Annotated in this window: 13 protein-coding genes and 2 tRNA genes; 2 read left to right on the top strand and 13 right to left on the bottom strand. The window is 57.0% G+C overall.

Annotated elements, in window-relative coordinates; genetic code table 11:
• Nucleotides 1-70: 70 nt before the first annotated feature.
• Nucleotides 71-147, top strand: a tRNA-Arg gene (locus AVO44_RS17230).
• Between the two features lie 729 nt (nt 148-876).
• Here the strand turns inward: AVO44_RS17230 and AVO44_RS17225 are convergent.
• From AVO44_RS17225 to AVO44_RS17200, 6 genes are all read right to left on the bottom strand, one after another.
• On the bottom strand, nt 877-3,543 hold the full coding sequence (locus AVO44_RS17225; RefSeq protein WP_082677534.1) for a methyl-accepting chemotaxis protein: 2,667 nt from the start codon (nt 3,541-3,543) through the stop codon (nt 877-879).
• A 103-nt stretch (nt 3,544-3,646) separates the two neighbouring features.
• Nucleotides 3,647-4,807, bottom strand: a complete 1,161-nt coding sequence (locus tag AVO44_RS17220; RefSeq protein ID WP_068339652.1) for an ABC transporter substrate-binding protein — start codon at nt 4,805-4,807, stop codon at nt 3,647-3,649.
• Between the two features lie 152 nt (nt 4,808-4,959).
• Nucleotides 4,960-6,012, bottom strand: a complete 1,053-nt coding sequence (arsB, locus tag AVO44_RS17215; protein ID WP_068339649.1) for an ACR3 family arsenite efflux transporter — start codon at nt 6,010-6,012, stop codon at nt 4,960-4,962.
• Complete coding sequence (arsJ, locus tag AVO44_RS17210) at nt 6,009-7,274, bottom strand: organoarsenical effux MFS transporter ArsJ (RefSeq protein ID WP_068339647.1); 1,266 nt, start codon at nt 7,272-7,274, stop codon at nt 6,009-6,011. Before arsJ ends, arsB begins: the two co-directional genes overlap by 4 nt.
• Nucleotides 7,271-8,269 (bottom strand): ArsJ-associated glyceraldehyde-3-phosphate dehydrogenase, encoded by a 999-nt coding sequence (locus AVO44_RS17205; protein ID WP_068339644.1) that lies wholly within the window; start codon nt 8,267-8,269, stop codon nt 7,271-7,273. Before AVO44_RS17205 ends, arsJ begins: the two co-directional genes overlap by 4 nt.
• Nucleotides 8,266-9,099 carry an arsenate reductase/protein-tyrosine-phosphatase family protein gene (locus AVO44_RS17200; protein ID WP_068339641.1) on the bottom strand — a complete coding sequence of 278 codons (834 nt, stop codon included), beginning with the start codon at nt 9,097-9,099 and terminating at the stop codon, nt 8,266-8,268. Before AVO44_RS17200 ends, AVO44_RS17205 begins: the two co-directional genes overlap by 4 nt.
• 214 nt (nt 9,100-9,313) lie before the next feature.
• Between AVO44_RS17200 and AVO44_RS17195 the strand changes: the two genes are divergently transcribed.
• A tRNA-Thr gene (locus tag AVO44_RS17195) sits at nt 9,314-9,389 on the top strand.
• 66 nt (nt 9,390-9,455) lie between these two features.
• On the opposite strand, the gene AVO44_RS17190 is transcribed toward AVO44_RS17195, so the two are convergent.
• The 7 genes from AVO44_RS17190 to AVO44_RS17160 all read right to left on the bottom strand — a co-directional run bounded on the left by AVO44_RS17190 (nt 9,456) and on the right by AVO44_RS17160 (nt 15,392).
• The gene (locus AVO44_RS17190) at nt 9,456-9,881 is read right to left on the bottom strand and encodes a hypothetical protein (RefSeq protein WP_157770020.1); all 426 of its coding nucleotides are present in this window, start codon (nt 9,879-9,881) and stop codon (nt 9,456-9,458) included.
• A 259-nt stretch (nt 9,882-10,140) separates the two neighbouring features.
• Nucleotides 10,141-12,069 carry a 1-deoxy-D-xylulose-5-phosphate synthase gene (gene dxs / locus AVO44_RS17185; RefSeq protein WP_068339634.1) on the bottom strand — a complete coding sequence of 643 codons (1,929 nt, stop codon included), beginning with the start codon at nt 12,067-12,069 and terminating at the stop codon, nt 10,141-10,143.
• A 13-nt stretch (nt 12,070-12,082) separates the two neighbouring features.
• Nucleotides 12,083-12,949: a polyprenyl synthetase family protein gene (locus tag AVO44_RS17180; protein ID WP_068339631.1), complete on the bottom strand. Its 867-nt coding sequence runs from the start codon at nt 12,947-12,949 to the stop codon at nt 12,083-12,085.
• Nucleotides 12,949-13,191: an exodeoxyribonuclease VII small subunit gene (locus AVO44_RS17175; RefSeq protein ID WP_068339628.1), complete on the bottom strand. Its 243-nt coding sequence runs from the start codon at nt 13,189-13,191 to the stop codon at nt 12,949-12,951. Before AVO44_RS17175 ends, AVO44_RS17180 begins: the two co-directional genes overlap by 1 nt.
• Entirely contained in the window at nt 13,188-14,114 is a 927-nt protein-coding gene (locus tag AVO44_RS17170; protein ID WP_068339625.1) for a histone deacetylase family protein, read from the bottom strand. Before AVO44_RS17170 ends, AVO44_RS17175 begins: the two co-directional genes overlap by 4 nt.
• Nucleotides 14,115-14,181: 67 nt before the next feature.
• Entirely contained in the window at nt 14,182-14,883 is a 702-nt protein-coding gene (locus AVO44_RS17165) for a response regulator (protein ID WP_068339623.1), read from the bottom strand.
• On the bottom strand, nt 14,880-15,392 hold the full coding sequence (locus AVO44_RS17160) for a MarR family winged helix-turn-helix transcriptional regulator (protein WP_068339620.1): 513 nt from the start codon (nt 15,390-15,392) through the stop codon (nt 14,880-14,882). Before AVO44_RS17160 ends, AVO44_RS17165 begins: the two co-directional genes overlap by 4 nt.
• Nucleotides 15,393-15,497 lie beyond the last annotated feature (105 nt).

The following is a 15,497-nucleotide window of genomic DNA, read 5'->3' as shown; positions in this document are numbered from 1 at the left end:
GGCGCTGTTTACAACTGTTGCACATAGGCCATGACAAGCCTGAAAAACCAAGGTAGAGAATGCCTTGCACGGCCCCGTGGCTCAACTGGATAGAGCAGCCCCCTCCTAAGGGGCAGGTTGCAGGTTCGAATCCTGCCGGGGTCGCCATTTATTAGGATTGCTTCAGTCACCGAATTGAATGCACAGGCTTAAAACTCTCGGCCGTAGCACTGTGCTGTGGGCCAAGGGGAATGCGCTGATGGAGAATTCGGAGCGGGATGGCGCGTCACGGCGACCCGACCCGTACTGAGGGTCGCACCGAACGTAAGGCCGCGATTGCAATATTGCAGCGCTTCTCCGCTGAGACGACCTTGTGGCTGACCTCGGATTCCAACAAACGATACTGTGCGGCCCATTGCGCTGCGGATACCTGTGGGACTACGTCAATCTGCACAGACGAGGAAGACGCGTTATCCAGTAGTCTTCGGGCGTATATTCCGGCGCCACGGCTACGCTTTGACCCAAAAGCACTGAACTGGCGTTAGGTCTGACCGAGACAGTTGGCGGCATGTCCCTGCCCAACTGTCACGGCTTTGAGGTCTTGCGGTCGGGCTTAGTTCCGACGCTAACTACAGGAAATTCCTTCTGGCCGATGGCGGTAAAAGGTTGAAAAAATCACAGACCTGTTTCTGGTCACCCGACACGTAGGATTGAAGAAAGAACTCATCCACTAGGAGGAAGAGCGCCCCTCGCCCGACCAATTCAGCGAACTACTGGAGGGGCAGGGCGCGTCACTCCTCACATCCTCAGTGAGACTTATCTCACTGAAGACTTGGGGCAGATCCTTTTCTCAGACTGCGCACTTATGCCTAGACAGTACTTGCAACCGCAGAAGGCCTACGCCACGAATTGCTTTGCCTTGTGAAACGGTTCATCCGGTGCAAAACCTCTCTTGTGTTGATCAGTACCCACGTCTTGAACATCAATGGTAAATGCATCGATGAGGCGGGACAGTTTTATCGCGTCTTGGCTGAGCAATTGACCGGCTGCGCTGGTTTCCTCGACCATGGCCGCGTTCTGCTGGGTCACCTGATCCAGTTGAGACACCGCTATGTTCGCTTCACTCAGCCCAGTCGCTTGTTCCGATGTCGAGTCTGCAATCGCGGATACCAGGTTCGAGATATGCGACACTCGATCAGAGATACTGCGCAGCGTTGTCCCCGTCCGGCCAACAAGGCTTACTCCGGATTTCACCTGCTGAGTACTCTTGGAAATCAGACCCTTGATTTCCCGCGCAGCGTCGGTGGTGCGTTGCGAAAGACCGCGAACCTCGGAGGCGACAACGGCGAAGCCGCGCCCCGCCTCGCCTGCGCGGGCAGCTTCCACACCTGCGTTCAGTGCAAGCAGATTGGTTTGGAACGCGATATCGTCGATCACGCCAATAATCTGTGAGATCTGGGTGGAGCTGTCTTCGATATCCTTCATAGCAGAGACCGTTTCCTCGACGATCTGACCACTGGCAATCGCCTCGTCGCGCGCTTCGTTCGTGGTGTTTTCCGCATCACGGGAGCCTTCCGCCGCAGAACGAACGCTGGCGGTGAGTTCCTCAATCGCGGCAGCAGTTTCCTCAAGCGTCGCGGCTTGGCTCTCCGTCCGGTGGGAGAGGTCGTTCGAGGCCTGCTGAATCTCGGCGGAACCGCTGCGCAGTGAGTCTGCAACCTGAAAAACCTCTACGACAGTCGCGTTCAGCGTGCTGGCGGTCAAGTTGAAGTCGTCTTTCAGTTTCGCATAGCCATCGGTTAGTTCCCGCGTGATGCGGTAGGTCAGGTCGCCTTTGGCGAAATGCGCGAGACCGGTGCCGATCGCATCAACCGCAGCAGTTTGCTTGGCTTGATTTTCCGCGCGTTCTTCCTCGGCGATACGGGCCATTTCTTCCTTTTCGACCAGGCCGTCGCGGAATACTTTCAAGGCGTTGGCGATGCGGCGAACCTCGTCAGAAGCGCGCTCAAACCCGGTGACTGGGGTCATATCGCCTTGCGACAGACGCTCAGTTGTTCGGCTGATTGCATTCAGCGGACGAATAATCAGCCAATGATTCATTAGCAAAGCCAGAAAAACGAACCCGAGCGCAAAAGCCCCTAGTTTCCCAAGATTTCCCTGGACCTCGGTGGCATCGGCAGCCATCGACCGTGCGTTCTCGGTGATCGTTTCTTGGCTCGCTACACCCTGCAGCGAAGCCGCGCCGGCTATTTTCAAAACCGCCTTGACGGTTTCCTCTGCGGCGTCGGTCGCAATCCGGTCAGAGTCCAGAGACTTCATGCGCAGGAAAGCCAGCCCTTGATCCGCTGAGGCCATGTCGGACAGGCGCGAAAGCGGACCTGCGAGTGAACCATCGCCAAAATCCGCATATTTGGACAAAGAGCCAGCCGCGGCGGCCAGTGCGTCTCCGGCAATCCTTGCCTGCTCCAGGGTCTGGGCACCAGCAATTTTCAGCGCCTCGATCTGATACGCGGACAGCCAGGAGTTAATCTCGAGCAGGGCGTTCATATAAGCGACTTCATTGTCCAAAAGACCCTGGATTGCATCCCGGTTTCCAGAGGCCGCATCCTCTGCCGCAATAGTTAGCTCGAAGACCATATCATCAATCGCTGTGGAGAGCGCAGCATCTGCCTGCTGCCGCCCAGACAGAACCGCCGCCCGGTCGACGGGTCTGCCCAACTGCCCCAACGCGATGGCTTTGTCGAGGATGCCCACGGCATTCGTGAGGTCCGCTTCGATATCCGCGCCGTAGTCCCGCAAAGCCAATGCCTCCAGGCCTTTGGAAAGATGCTTCTGATAGGAAGACGCCAGGTCTGATAGGATGGACCGCATGGCCTGATCCCGGGTTGTAGACAGAGCCAGCGACACACCGGACATCAGGTTTAGCTGAGCCCGCGTTTCAAGTAGCTCCTGCAATGAGGTAAATTTATTGTCAACGAGGTCGACCATCGTTTCCTCAATCGCGGCAATCGTGTCTTCGCCTTGGATTGCGATGTTGAAATAGGCGTCATCGGCCGTTTGCAGCAGGATCGTCTGCAACGCAGTGACCCCTTCCTGCAATTCGTGGGTCATCTCTGCCGCGCGATTATTGAAATCAAAGGCACTCTCGCGCGCCTCAACAAGCGTATCGAGGGTCTGCATGACATGCGCCAGATCGGCGCTGAACGCCGCGCGGCTTTCATCGGGTTGGGCTGCAACGGCTTTAGTCAGGGCCTGCGACGCCGTCTCAAGGGTTTCCTCTGCTCGGGTCAGCCCAGCCAGATCCTGCTGCATGAGGGTGAGAACCATTGCGTCCTTGGTGGCGCTCGCCGCTGAGATCAGCGCAGTGCTTTGGCTTAACCTCGGAAGGTCCCGCGCAGTCATGTTATCTGCGCTGACAGCCACGCGGCTGAAGGATTGGTAGGTCAGGTAGCCCGCTCCGCCTGCAACAGCGGACAGTGCAACAAGGATGAAAGTTATCTTGCCGCGAATGCTGGAAAGTAGGTTGAGACGGCGCAAGAAATTAGACCCTTTGAAGCGAAGCATATGCATATCCTTGGTAATTTATCTGGATGGCACTTAGTCCTGCCCGATTGGCGGGCAGGATGTTTGCAGTCAGGCAACGCGCAGAACGCGTTGCCATTGGCCCTTAGGAGCCGCCTCCGGATATGACCGACTCGAACGTGCCGTCGGCTGTGATGCGTGTGAGAAAGACCTCATCCATGCCCTGGTTGTCATCCGGACCATAGTGCAGGGTCACACCGCCCAGATCGACCGTGGTTAGCGAGGCAAGTGCCAGCAGGAAGTTTTCGCGGGTCAGATTTTTGCCTGCGTCCTCCAACGCCGCAATCGTGAGGCGGCCGACGATATACCCTTCGAGCGAGACAAACCCAGGCTGCGCAGCCGCATCGACGGCTGCCAGCGCGGTTGTGTAGCGGGCAACCAGCGGATTAGAGTCGTCCCACGGGAAGGGCACAACCTGGCTTACGATCACCCCTTCACCCGCATCGCCAAGTTCCTTCGCTAATGCATCCGATCCCACGAAAGAGATATTCACGTAGGTGGCGTCGAGTTTCATTTTGCGCGCAAGTTTGATGAATTCGGCAACCGGTTTGTAAGCGCCCACCATGACTACGGCGTCCGGTTTGGCTTTGCGGATCGACAAGAGCGCCTTTTTCACGGCCGTCGTGTTTCTGGTGTAAGTGCCTTCTGCGGCAAGCGTCATGCCGCGTTTTTCCAGCGCGGCGGTGACCCCATTCAGGCCAACACGACCGAACCCGTCATCCTGATATAGAAGCGCAATGGACTTCATGCCCTGCTGGTCGACGAGATACTCAATCCACGCCTCGGTTTCGGCAGAATATGTTGCGCGCACGTTGAAGATATTACCGTAACCTGCCTCGCGCAGAAATCCGGCACCCGTAAAGGGCCCGATAAAGGGAAGGCCGGCTTCAGTGGCAATAGGCTGGGTGGCCGACGAGGTTGGCGTCCCGACGGCACCGATCAGGGCGATGTGTTTGTCGTCTTCGACAACCGTTTTCACCAGCTCGGCAGAGCGGTCTGGCTCGTAGCCGTCATCCATACTGTCCAGTTTGATATTACGGCCATGCACACCACCGGCGGCGTTCGCCTCTTCGAAGGCGGCGGTCAAGCCAAGCCGCATGCCGATGCCCAGGGCAGAGGCGGGCCCTTCAAAGGCGGCAACTTGTGCAAATGTAACGCTATTGTGGGTAACACCCTGTTCAGCCGCAGCGAAAATAGGCAGAGCCGCCATGATGCCCGCGGCAAGCATCGTTTTTTTGAGAAGCATAGGTATTCTCCCGTGGTTTTCGAAATTCCACCGGACACTGCACGATTGGCTCTTAATAAAATCTAAGTGAGCCTTATTTTTCCTCGCTTCCCCTGTTTTATAGTTAACATACTGTAAAAATTAATCATTTTTTATGAAGAGAGTTGGCTTTCCTAAGATCTCAAGGTCTTGGTGCCCGTCACTCCGGACCTTTCGGGTTCGGGAAACCGCGAGCGGGTACGATTGGCAAAAGCAACAAGCGATAGCATGACCGGAACCTCGACCAGAACCCCAACGACAGTCGCCAAAGCAGCGCCCGAGTTCAAGCCGAACAGGCTGATGGCGACAGCGACGGCCAGCTCAAAGAAGTTTGACGTACCAATCATGGCGCATGGGGCTGCGATTCGATGGGGGACTTTCAGCGCATAGGCCGCCCCGTAGGCCAGTGCGAAAATCCCGTAGCTCTGGATCAGGATTGGAACCGCGATCAGCACGATCACCAACGGCTTGGCAAGAATAGTCTGACCCTGGAGGCCAAACAGGATAACGACTGTTACGATCAGGCCCATGACTGACCATGGCTTTACGCGGGATGAAAAGGCATCAATGGCGTCTTGTGAACGCAGTTTGCGGCGAGTGATCAGCCCGGCGATCAGCGGCAACACCACGTAAAGCACCGTCGCCAGAACAAGGGTTTGCCATGGCACCTCGATGTCAGTCACGCCCAGCAAGAAAGCCACGATAGGGGCAAAAGCCACGACCATAATCAGATCGTTCACCGAGACCTGCACCAGCGTGTAAGTCGCATCCCCTTTGGTGAGTTGGGACCAGACAAACACCATCGCGGTACAGGGGGCCGCGCCCAGCAGGATCAGGCCGGCTATGTATTGTGCGGCGTCTTCGGGCTGAATCCAGGGCGCAAAGACATAGTTGAAAAACACAACCGCCAGAAAGGCCATGGTGAAGGGTTTGATCAGCCAGTTGACCACCAGCGTCACGATCAAACCTTTCGGTTGGCGCGCGACCCCCGCTACTGCGCCAAAGTCTACACCGACCATCATCGGGTAGACCATCGCCCAGATCAGGACGGCCACCACCAGATTGACGCTGGCCACCTCAGCCGAAGCAACTAGTTGCACAAGGCCCGGTGCGGCCAGGCCTATGAGCACACCGCCAATCATAGCCAGAGCGATCCAGACGGTCAGGTAGCGTTCGAAGATGCTCATGCATAAGCCTCATTTGTTTGATCCGTCAGCTTACCGGATGTCAGCGCCGCCAATGCTATCATTACAGCAGACGTGCCCAAAACCAGTGGAAGCCCGCCAATCTGGTAGGTCAGGCCAGACAGAACAGTGCCCACAAGGCGGCCTGTCGCGTTGGCCATGTAGTAGAACCCTACGTCCATCGTTACACGCTCCGACTTGGTGAAAGCCAGAATCAGATAGGAATGCAAAGATGAGTTCACAGCGAAAATTGCCCCGAATACCAGCAAACCTGTTACCAGTGTTATGGTCAGCCATGCCTCGGGCCCAGATGAGGCAAGCACTGCAACCGTCAAAGCGGCGGGAACACAAAACAGTATTGCGGCCCATTTACGCGCGGCGCGGATCAGGTCGCCTTCGCTGCGCCTAGATGCGCGCAGGATACCGGGTGCGATGGCCTGAACGGCGCCGTAAAGGATGACCCAGACAGCCATGAAGGTGCCGATCATGAAGAACGCCGCGCGGTTTCCATCTTCGGTGCCGTCGGACAACACAGCATAAAAGTAAATCGGTATACCGACGACGAACCACACATCCCGTGCGCCAAAAAGAAAGACCCGCGCCGCCGACAGCCAATTCACGTTGGCGGATTTCGAAAAGACCTCAGAGAATTTGGCGCTTTTGCGCCCTTTTGGCAGGCCAGGTGGCATGTACAGAATGACCGCCGCAAGGATGACGGCCAGCACAATCGCCATGACCAGCACAGCCCAGACAAAACCCAATGTGGCCAACAGCGCAGCCCCCAGTAAAAAGCCCAGCCCTTTGACCGCGTTCTTTGAGCCGGTCAGCATAGCGACCCAGCGGAACAGTCCGCCGCCCTCGGGCGGAGCCAAGAGTTTGACGGCGGATTTTGAAGACATTTTAGCCAGATCTTTCGCCACTCCGCTGGCGCCCTGCACAAGCATGACAAAGGCAACAGAAGCGCCGATCGCCCAATTAGGGTCTAATTGCGTCAGCGCCAAAAGCGCCACGACCTGAAGCCCCAGGCCGGCATACAGGGTCGAGGTCAAACCGAACCGAGCCGCGATCCATCCGGCGGTAAGATTTGTGACCATACCCGCGATCTCATACAGTACGAACAGGTAGGCCAGCTGCACCGGCGAGAAGCCCAGGGTGTGAAAATGCAGCAGCACCAGCATGCGCAGGGCCCCGTCGGTCAGCATAAAAGCCCAGTACGCCGCGGTAACGGCGATGTAGGCCGACAGACCTTCGGGTCTTTGTGTCACAGCGTGTTCCCGACCATGAACGCAACGTCGACGAGGCGGTGGGCATAGCCCATCTCATTGTCATACCACGCATAAACCTTCACTTGCGTCCCGTTCACCACCATGGTTGAGGGCGCGTCGATGATCGAAGACCGTTCGTCATTGGTATAATCAGTTGAGACCAGCGGGCGCGTCTCATAGCCCAGAATACCCTTGAGTTCACCTTCGGCTGCGGCTTTGAAGAATGTGTTGACCTCGTCAACACTGGTTTTCCGTTCAACCTCGAACACGCAATCCGTCAGCGAGGCGTTTAGCAGCGGAACGCGCACTGCATGACCGTTCAAGCGCCCTCTGAGTTCGGGGTAAATCAATGTAATCGCTGTGGCTGACCCCGTGGTGGTCGGGATCAGCGAATTCAGTGCTGATCGAGCGCGCCGCAGGTCTTTCGCGGGTCGGTCTACGATGGTCTGGGTGTTGGTCACGTCGTGGATTGTCGTCATCGACCCGTGACGGATGCCCAGGTTTTCGTGGATCACTTTCACCACCGGCGCCAGACAGTTCGTGGTGCAGGACGCCGCCGTGACGATGTGATGAGCAGCAGGATCGTAAACGCTGTCATTCACACCCATGACAATATTTGCGGTCGGGCCGTCCTTTACAGGGGCCGACACCACGACCTTTTTCACCCCGGCTTTGAAATAAGGGGCCAGCTTGGCCTCGGTCTTGAAGACACCGGTGCAATCGATCACCACGTCGACGCCGTCCAGCGGTAACTGGCCAAGGTCCTTCGTGCCAATGAAAGGCAGTCGGGTCCCGTTGATTGTCACGCTATCGGCGTCATGTTCGAAACGCGCGTCCCAGCGACCGTGAACTGTGTCGAACTCAAGCAGATGCGCGTGCATCGCCGGATCGCCGATACAATCATTGATCCATGCGATCTTGGCACCCTTTTCAAGCAACGGTTTCAACGCCAGCTTTCCGATCCGGCCAAGACCGTTTACCGCAAACGCCGTCATTTTATGTCCTCAACAGGTGTTCTGCCGATGTCATCGACTGCGGATTGCAGTGCGATCCGGTCAAGGCTTTCAACGGGCAGTGCAGTGAAGGCCTGTATCCGGCGCTTGAGTGCGCCATAGGCTCTTTGGAACGCGAGGCTTTTTTCAGCATCCGTGCCTTCAGCTTTCACCGGGTCTTCCATGCCCCAATGGCCGCTGATCGGCTGCCCTTGCCACGCTGGGCATTCCTCATTTGCGGCCTTGTTGCAGACGGTGAACACAAAATCCATTTCTGGTGCGTCAGGGCCGGAAAATTCCGACACTGTCTTGGACCGGAGCAAGGACGTGTCGTGCCCCTTGTCCGCCAGAACCTTAACCGCAAACGGGTTCAGTTCCGAAAATGGCCTTGTACCGGCCGAATAGACGTTGAACCGGTCTCCGGCGAGATCTCGCAGAAGAGACTCGGCAAAGATGGAGCGCGCCGAGTTCCCGACGCAAATGAACAATACGTTGAATTTCCGATCTGTCATTGTGCCTTTTCCTTGCTGTAAGGGCATACAGATATCCGGACGACCCCGGCAGCAATCGTTCAGCAGAAAGCCAAGCATGTGCTGCACGTTCTTCATATCAACCGAATAAAGCAGAGAGGTTCCCGACCGTTCCTGCGTTACCAGTCCCGAGCGTTGAAGCGCGTTCAGATAGTTCGACAACGTACTGGGTTTGATGCCCAGTTCGTTTGCCAGTTCGCCCGCAGGCACAGTGTCAGGAAAGCGTCGCATTAACATGCGAAACACTGAAATACGTTGCGGATGGCCGAGAATGGCCAGTTGGTCTGAAATTAATTCTAGCATATTTCATGAAATATGGAAATAAAGCTCATACCGCAATCCTTAATCGGCGCTGTTACAGAAAATTCACAATCGAAAAAAAGGGACAGACAGAGCAATAGCCTTTCGACCTTGCTGCGTCGCATTCGGTGGCACCCAAGGTTTTGAAAAGCAACTTATGCAATCCGCAGAAGGAGGCTTGCGCGTTTCAGCCTGACCGTTTACAGAACAGTCGCCTGCCTCAATAGCTCAGCTGGTAGAGCAGGTCCTTCGTAAGGACAAGGTCGGGGGTTCGAGTCCCTCTTGAGGCACCATTTATCGAATTCTGTTGAAAGTGTGTACCGTGTGACACTCTGCTGTGGTTCAGATTGTTTCAGCCGCTAAAGACATTCCTGCACGCCAAGGCGTATGAGATAGTCACCGGAAACTAAGAAAAGTTCGCTGGGTCCGGCGTATCTGGCTTTGGACATAAACCAGTTTTTGACCGGAGTCGGGTAGTAGCTGGATAGAGACGCGCTTTTTCTTTCGAATTCACTGGCCGTCATTTCCGTGCGATTCAACCGGTAGGGGCCGTGAAAACCAAATACTGTTTTGCGAGAGATGCAAACATCATCCGCACCCAGCAGCATAGTGCAGCTGGAATGACAAAAGTCCCCGGTTATCCGGAACTGTGTGTTGGTTCGGTTGGCGATTTCAATCTGGACCAAACGGTCCAAGATACGCCCGCCAGAATCGTTGCCGACCTGTATATCCTTTGATGCCGCTGGCACGCTCGTCAGAAAGCATGCCACCAGCGCCGCAATCATGTTTCTCATCCGCCCGCCTGCTCAAGGGTGGTTTTTTGTTTTGACTACCTGTAGCAGAAAAACCCGGACGCAAAAACGCTGTCAAAAAACATGAGAGAATCCTGTGTTCTCAATAACTCACCCGAAGGGAATCGGCCTGCCTCCGCAATCAGGGCCGTAGCGGCGCGTTGGGCCTCAAAGGCAGGCGTTCAACCTGAGGTGCAGCAAAGAAAGAATTCTCAACAATAGTTGCGTTTTGATCCGTGACGGTTCCGACGTCTCATGCGCGTTTTTCACCAAGGGACGCAACGCCCAACACCGACAAAACCTTGGCCTCGATCTGTTGGGCGTTCAGGCCTGCAACAGTGTACATGTCGGATGGGCTGGCCTGATCAATGAATGTATCCGGCAGCACCATTGAGCGGTACTTCAACCCGTGATCGAATACACCCTCATCCGCCAAGAGCTGCGCCACGTGACTGCCAAATCCGCCAATGGCACCTTCTTCGATGGTTATCAGCGCTTCATGGTTCGCGGCCAGTTCAAGGATCAAATCTCGGTCCAGTGGTTTGGCAAACCGGGCATCGGCAATGGTTGGGGTAATGCCCCGGGCTGAGAGAGCCTCAGCCGCTTTCTGAACTTCTGCCAGACGGGTTCCGAACGAAAGTATCGCCACGCGTGCGCCTTGTTGAATCAGGCGGCCTTTGCCGATCTCAAGAACTTCACCACGTTCGGGCAAATCGACGCCCACGCCTTCGCCCCTAGGGTAGCGGAAGGCAATGGGGCCTTCATCATGAGCCGCCGCAGTCGCGACCATGTGCATCAGTTCGGCCTCGTCTGCAGCCGCCATGACTGTCATACTAGGCAGGTTGGACAGGTAGGCGATATCGAACGACCCCGCATGGGTTGCCCCATCGGCACCAACCAAACCGGCACGGTCAATGGCAAAGCGTACCGGCAGGCGCTGAATGGCCACATCATGCACCACCTGGTCATACCCGCGCTGCAAAAACGTAGAATACATTGCGCAGAACGGTTTCATTCCCCCCGCAGCCAGCGCGGCGGCGAAAGTCACACCGTGCTGCTCGGCAATCGCAACGTCGAAACAGCGCGAAGGATAGCGTTCGGCAAAAAGGTTCAGGCCGGTTCCGTCTGGCATTGCGGCGGTGACGGCGACGATCTTGTCGTCGCGCCCGGCTTCCTCAACCAGCGTCTTGCCAAAGACCGAGGTGTAAGATGGTGCGTTGGACGGCGCCTTTTTCTGCTCACCCGTCACAACGTCGAATTTCGCGGTCGCATGGCCCTTGTCGCGGGCTTGCTCAGCTGGGGCATAGCCCTTGCCCTTTTTGGTCAGCACGTGGATCAGAATCGGGCCGGTCGCCCGTGCCTTCACCGTGCGCAGCACCGGCAGAAGCTGGTCCATATCATGCCCGTCAAGCGGGCCGATGTAGGAAAACCCCAGCTCTTCGAACAATGTGCCGCCCACAGCCATACCTTTCAGCATTTCCTTGGCGCGCTTGGCGCCCTCGCGGAACGGTTCGGGCAGCAGCGAGACCGCGCCCTTGGCGGCGGCTTTCAACTCGTGGAACGGGGCTTCGGTGTAGATACGCGACAGATAGTTCGACAGAGCGCCAACAGGCGGGGCGATGCTCATATCGTTGTCGTTCAGGATCACGATCAGGCGCTTTTTCAAATGGCCTGCGTTGTTCATCGCCTCAAAAGCCATGCCCGCCGACATTGAGCCATCGCCGATCACGGCAATCGCGTCACCCAGCCCTTCCGGTGTGACACCGCCCAGATCGCGGGCAACCGCAAACCCAAGCGCCGCGCTGATCGAGGTTGAGCTATGTGCCGCGCCGAACGGGTCATAGGGGCTTTCGCTGCGTTTGGTAAAACCGCTGAGGCCGTCTTTCATGCGCAGGGTACGAATTCGGTCGCGACGCCCGGTCAGGATTTTGTGGGGATAGCACTGATGCCCCACATCCCAGATGATCTTGTCACGCGGGGTATCAAAAACGGCATGCAACGCAGTCGTCAGTTCCACCACGCCAAGCCCGGCGCCGAGATGTCCGCCAGTAACCGAAACGGCCGAGATCGTCTCGGACCGCAATTCCTGCGCAAGCTGGGTCAGTTGCGCATCTGAGAATTGCTTGAGATCCGCAGGTCTGTTCACAAGGTCCAGCAGAGGCGTTTTCGGGCGGTCAGTCATTGGCGATCCTGGCTTAGCTGTCCCGGGAAATAACGAAGCGGGCGGCATCCTTCAAGGTTTCAGCCGAAGCGCCATAGCCTGTAAGGGCGGCGCAGGCCTCATCCACAAGTTCCGAAGCCCGGGCTTTGGCCGCATCCAAGCCCAGTAACGAAACAAAGGTGGCTTTACCGGCCCTGGCGTCTTTTTGCAGACGTTTCCCGGCTTTTTCGGCATCACCTTCGACATCCAAAATGTCGTCTGCGATTTGAAAGGCAAGACCAAGCGCCTGGGCATATTGGCGCAATGGCGCAGGGTCGGCCTGCGCCAGCCGAGCGCCTGCACCGGCTGACCACTCGATCAATGCGCCGGTCTTGCCGGCCTGTAAACGCGTGATCTCGCTCAGCGTAAGCGGGGACGCAGCCGTCTCAGCGGCAATATCCAAGGCTTGCCCCAGCACCATCCCCTGAGCGCCGCTGGCCTGGGCAAGTGTCAGGGCCAGATCAGCGCGTATGTCGGCAGTGCCAACCTCGGGCCGCGTGCAAAGTTCGAATGCCAGCGTGTGCAACGCGTCACCTGCCAGAACAGCCGTGCCCTCATCCCATTTCATATGCACGGTCGGGCGACCACGACGCAGGTCGTCGTCATCCATGCAGGGCAAATCGTCATGCACCAGCGAATAAGCGTGCAATGCCTCAATCCCCGTGGCGGGCCAGATTGCGCGGTCAATGTCCACCTGATGCATGCGGGCGCTTTCAAGCACCAGAAAACCGCGCAGCCGCTTGCCCCCTTGCGTGGCATAGCTCATCGCCTGTGTGACATCCACGTCGCTCAGCGCGCCCAGAACCAGATCAAACTGCTTCTGAATCCGTGCCGCATCCTGCGCCAGTCTTTCGCGAAACATTACTGACCTTCGACAGGCGTTGTCCCGGTTGGCTGTCCATTGGCGTCCAGGGTAATAGCGGCCACTTTTTCCTCGGCCCGCTTCAGCTCATCCTCGCAGCGCTTTTTCAGCGCCGCACCGCGCTCGTAAAGAGCGATCGACTGATCCAGCGCCACGTCGCCGCGCTCAAGCTGGCCAACCACGGCTTCAAGCTCTTTCATAGCTTGTTCGAATGTCATCTGGTCTACGAGGGTATCGGTCATCGGGCTGCCTTCATCAATTCTTCCACATGGGCGCGTGTGGCCTCGGCCAGTGCGTTCAGATCATACCCGCCTTCCAGAGTCGAGACGATACGTCCGTCGCACAGCTCATCGGCGATTTTGCAGAGTTCAGCCGTGATCCAAGCGAAATCGCCGGTCGACCAGTTCAGATTTGCCAGCGGATCGTCCTGATGCGCGTCGAATCCGGCAGAGATGATGATTAGTTCGGGCTTGAAAGCACGCAGGCGGGGGAAGGCCTGCGTTTCATAGGCCGCGCGCATCTCGGCCCCGCCGGTTCCCGGTGATAGCGGAATGTTCAGAACGGTTTCAAAAGCGCCTGTCTCATCCGCTCGCCCGGAACCGGGCCAAAGCGGCATCTGTTGGCTGGTGATTAGCAGCGCGCGCCGTTCATCCCAAAGTAAATCCTGCGTGCCGTTGCCGTGGTGTACGTCGAAATCAACCACCGCGACCCGGTTCAAACCGTGATGGTCCAGCGCATGCTTGGCCGCCAGCGCTGCATTGCCGAACAGGCAGAAACCCATTGCAGTCTCTGATTCAGCATGGTGCCCCGGAGGCCGGATCGCACAAAACGCATTCGGAGCCTCTCCGCCCAGCACCATATCCACCGCGCGCACTACAGCCCCTGCGGCCCGATACGCGGCATCGACCGAACCGGCAGACATGAATGTATCGCCGTCGATCTGGGCAAAACCATCAATGGGGCAAGACTCCCGAATATCCCGGATGTAGCTTTCCGGATGAATCCGCAACAGATCGTCATCGGCGGCCAAAGGTGCAGTTGTCCGGCGAAGGTCCAGCGGTTCCAACGCGTGCAAAACATGCTCCAGCCGCGCAACCCGTTCAGGATGCCCGTCCGGCGTCACATGCCTGAGGCAATCCGCATGGGTCAAAAGCGCGGTCTTCATCACGATCCCCTGTTCATTCGGCTGAAATACTTATGCAGAGGACATAAAACCGTCTTTGGTAACAAAATCAATCCGGTGCCAGCATATATCCGGCGCCGCGCACCGTTTGAAGGTATCGCGGTTGTTTGGGGTCCTGCTCGATCTTGCGACGCAGGCGAGTGATCTGGACATCAACGGCACGTTCCTGCGCCTGACCCTTGTCGCGCCCCAGATCCTCGACAAGCTTGGCCCGGCTGATCGGCTCGCCGGGTTGAGTCGAGAAAATCTTCATCAATTGGCTTTCCGTTGCGGTCAGGCGCACGGGGTCTTCGCCCTGCCACATCTCGCCGCGCTCAACATCATAGCGGATCGGGCCGAGATTCAGGATCTTGCTTGCAGTATCCTGCGCAGGCGTTTCCGGCATGCGCCTCAGGATTGCGTTGATCCGCAGCAGCAGTTCTTTTGGCTCGAACGGTTTGGCAAGGTAATCATCTGCCCCCGCCTCTAGTCCGGAGATGCGATGCTCGGTCTCGCCGCGCGCGGTCAAAAGAAGGATCGGCGTCGTATGTGTCTCGCGCAGCGTTTTGGTCAGACTTACGCCATCCTCACCGGGCATCATCACGTCCAAAACGATCATGTCGAAATCCAGACCGGACAAGACCCGCCGCGCATGGGCGGCATCACGGGCAGCCGTCACCAGAAATCCGTTTTTCATCAGGAACTTCTTGAGCAGATCACGGATACGCTCATCGTCGTCGACGATCAGCAGATGGGCGTCCATTTCGCTCATGAGGTCGTGTCCCGCAGTTTTGTATAGGCATGACGCATATCAGCATCCATCATTGCTTCAAGCACTTTGCGAAATCCTGATACGGCCTCGGGGCCAGCTTCCTTGTAAGCGGCACGCATCCGTACACGCTGGGCTTCGGACAGCCGAGCCTCAAGCGCCTTTCCCTTTTCAGTCAGAAACAGGTGCCGCTCGCGCTTGTCAGTGGTGCCCACGCGGCTTTCGACAAGACCATCTTCGATCAAAGTTCGCAGAACGCGGTTCAGCGACTGTTTCGTAACCCCAAGAATGGCCAGCAAGTTGTTGACCGTTGTGCCGGGCGCGCGGTTGATGAAATGGACGGCCCTGTGATGCGCCCTGCCATAGGCCATCTGCGTCAGAATGCGGTCGGGGTCGGCAGTGAACCCGCGGTAAGCGAAAAACATCGCCTCGATCCCTTGCCGCAACTGTTCGTCAGTCAAAAACAAAAGGCTTTCTCCGCCAAAGACTTGGGCTGGGCGCGTATCCGACATAGTTTGCCTCATTCGTTACATAAGTCGACTTTATGTCAGCGTTATTGACATTCCAAGAGTGGACAGGTATCGAGCCGCAGTTTTTGCGCAACTTTACTTCCGCAA

The sequence above is a fragment of the Ruegeria profundi genome (genome assembly GCF_001507545.1).
Classification (GTDB): Bacteria; Pseudomonadota; Alphaproteobacteria; order Rhodobacterales; family Rhodobacteraceae; genus Ruegeria; species Ruegeria profundi.
The sequence above is the reverse complement of the archived record's forward strand: the minus strand, read 5'-3'. Positions and strand labels throughout refer to the sequence as shown.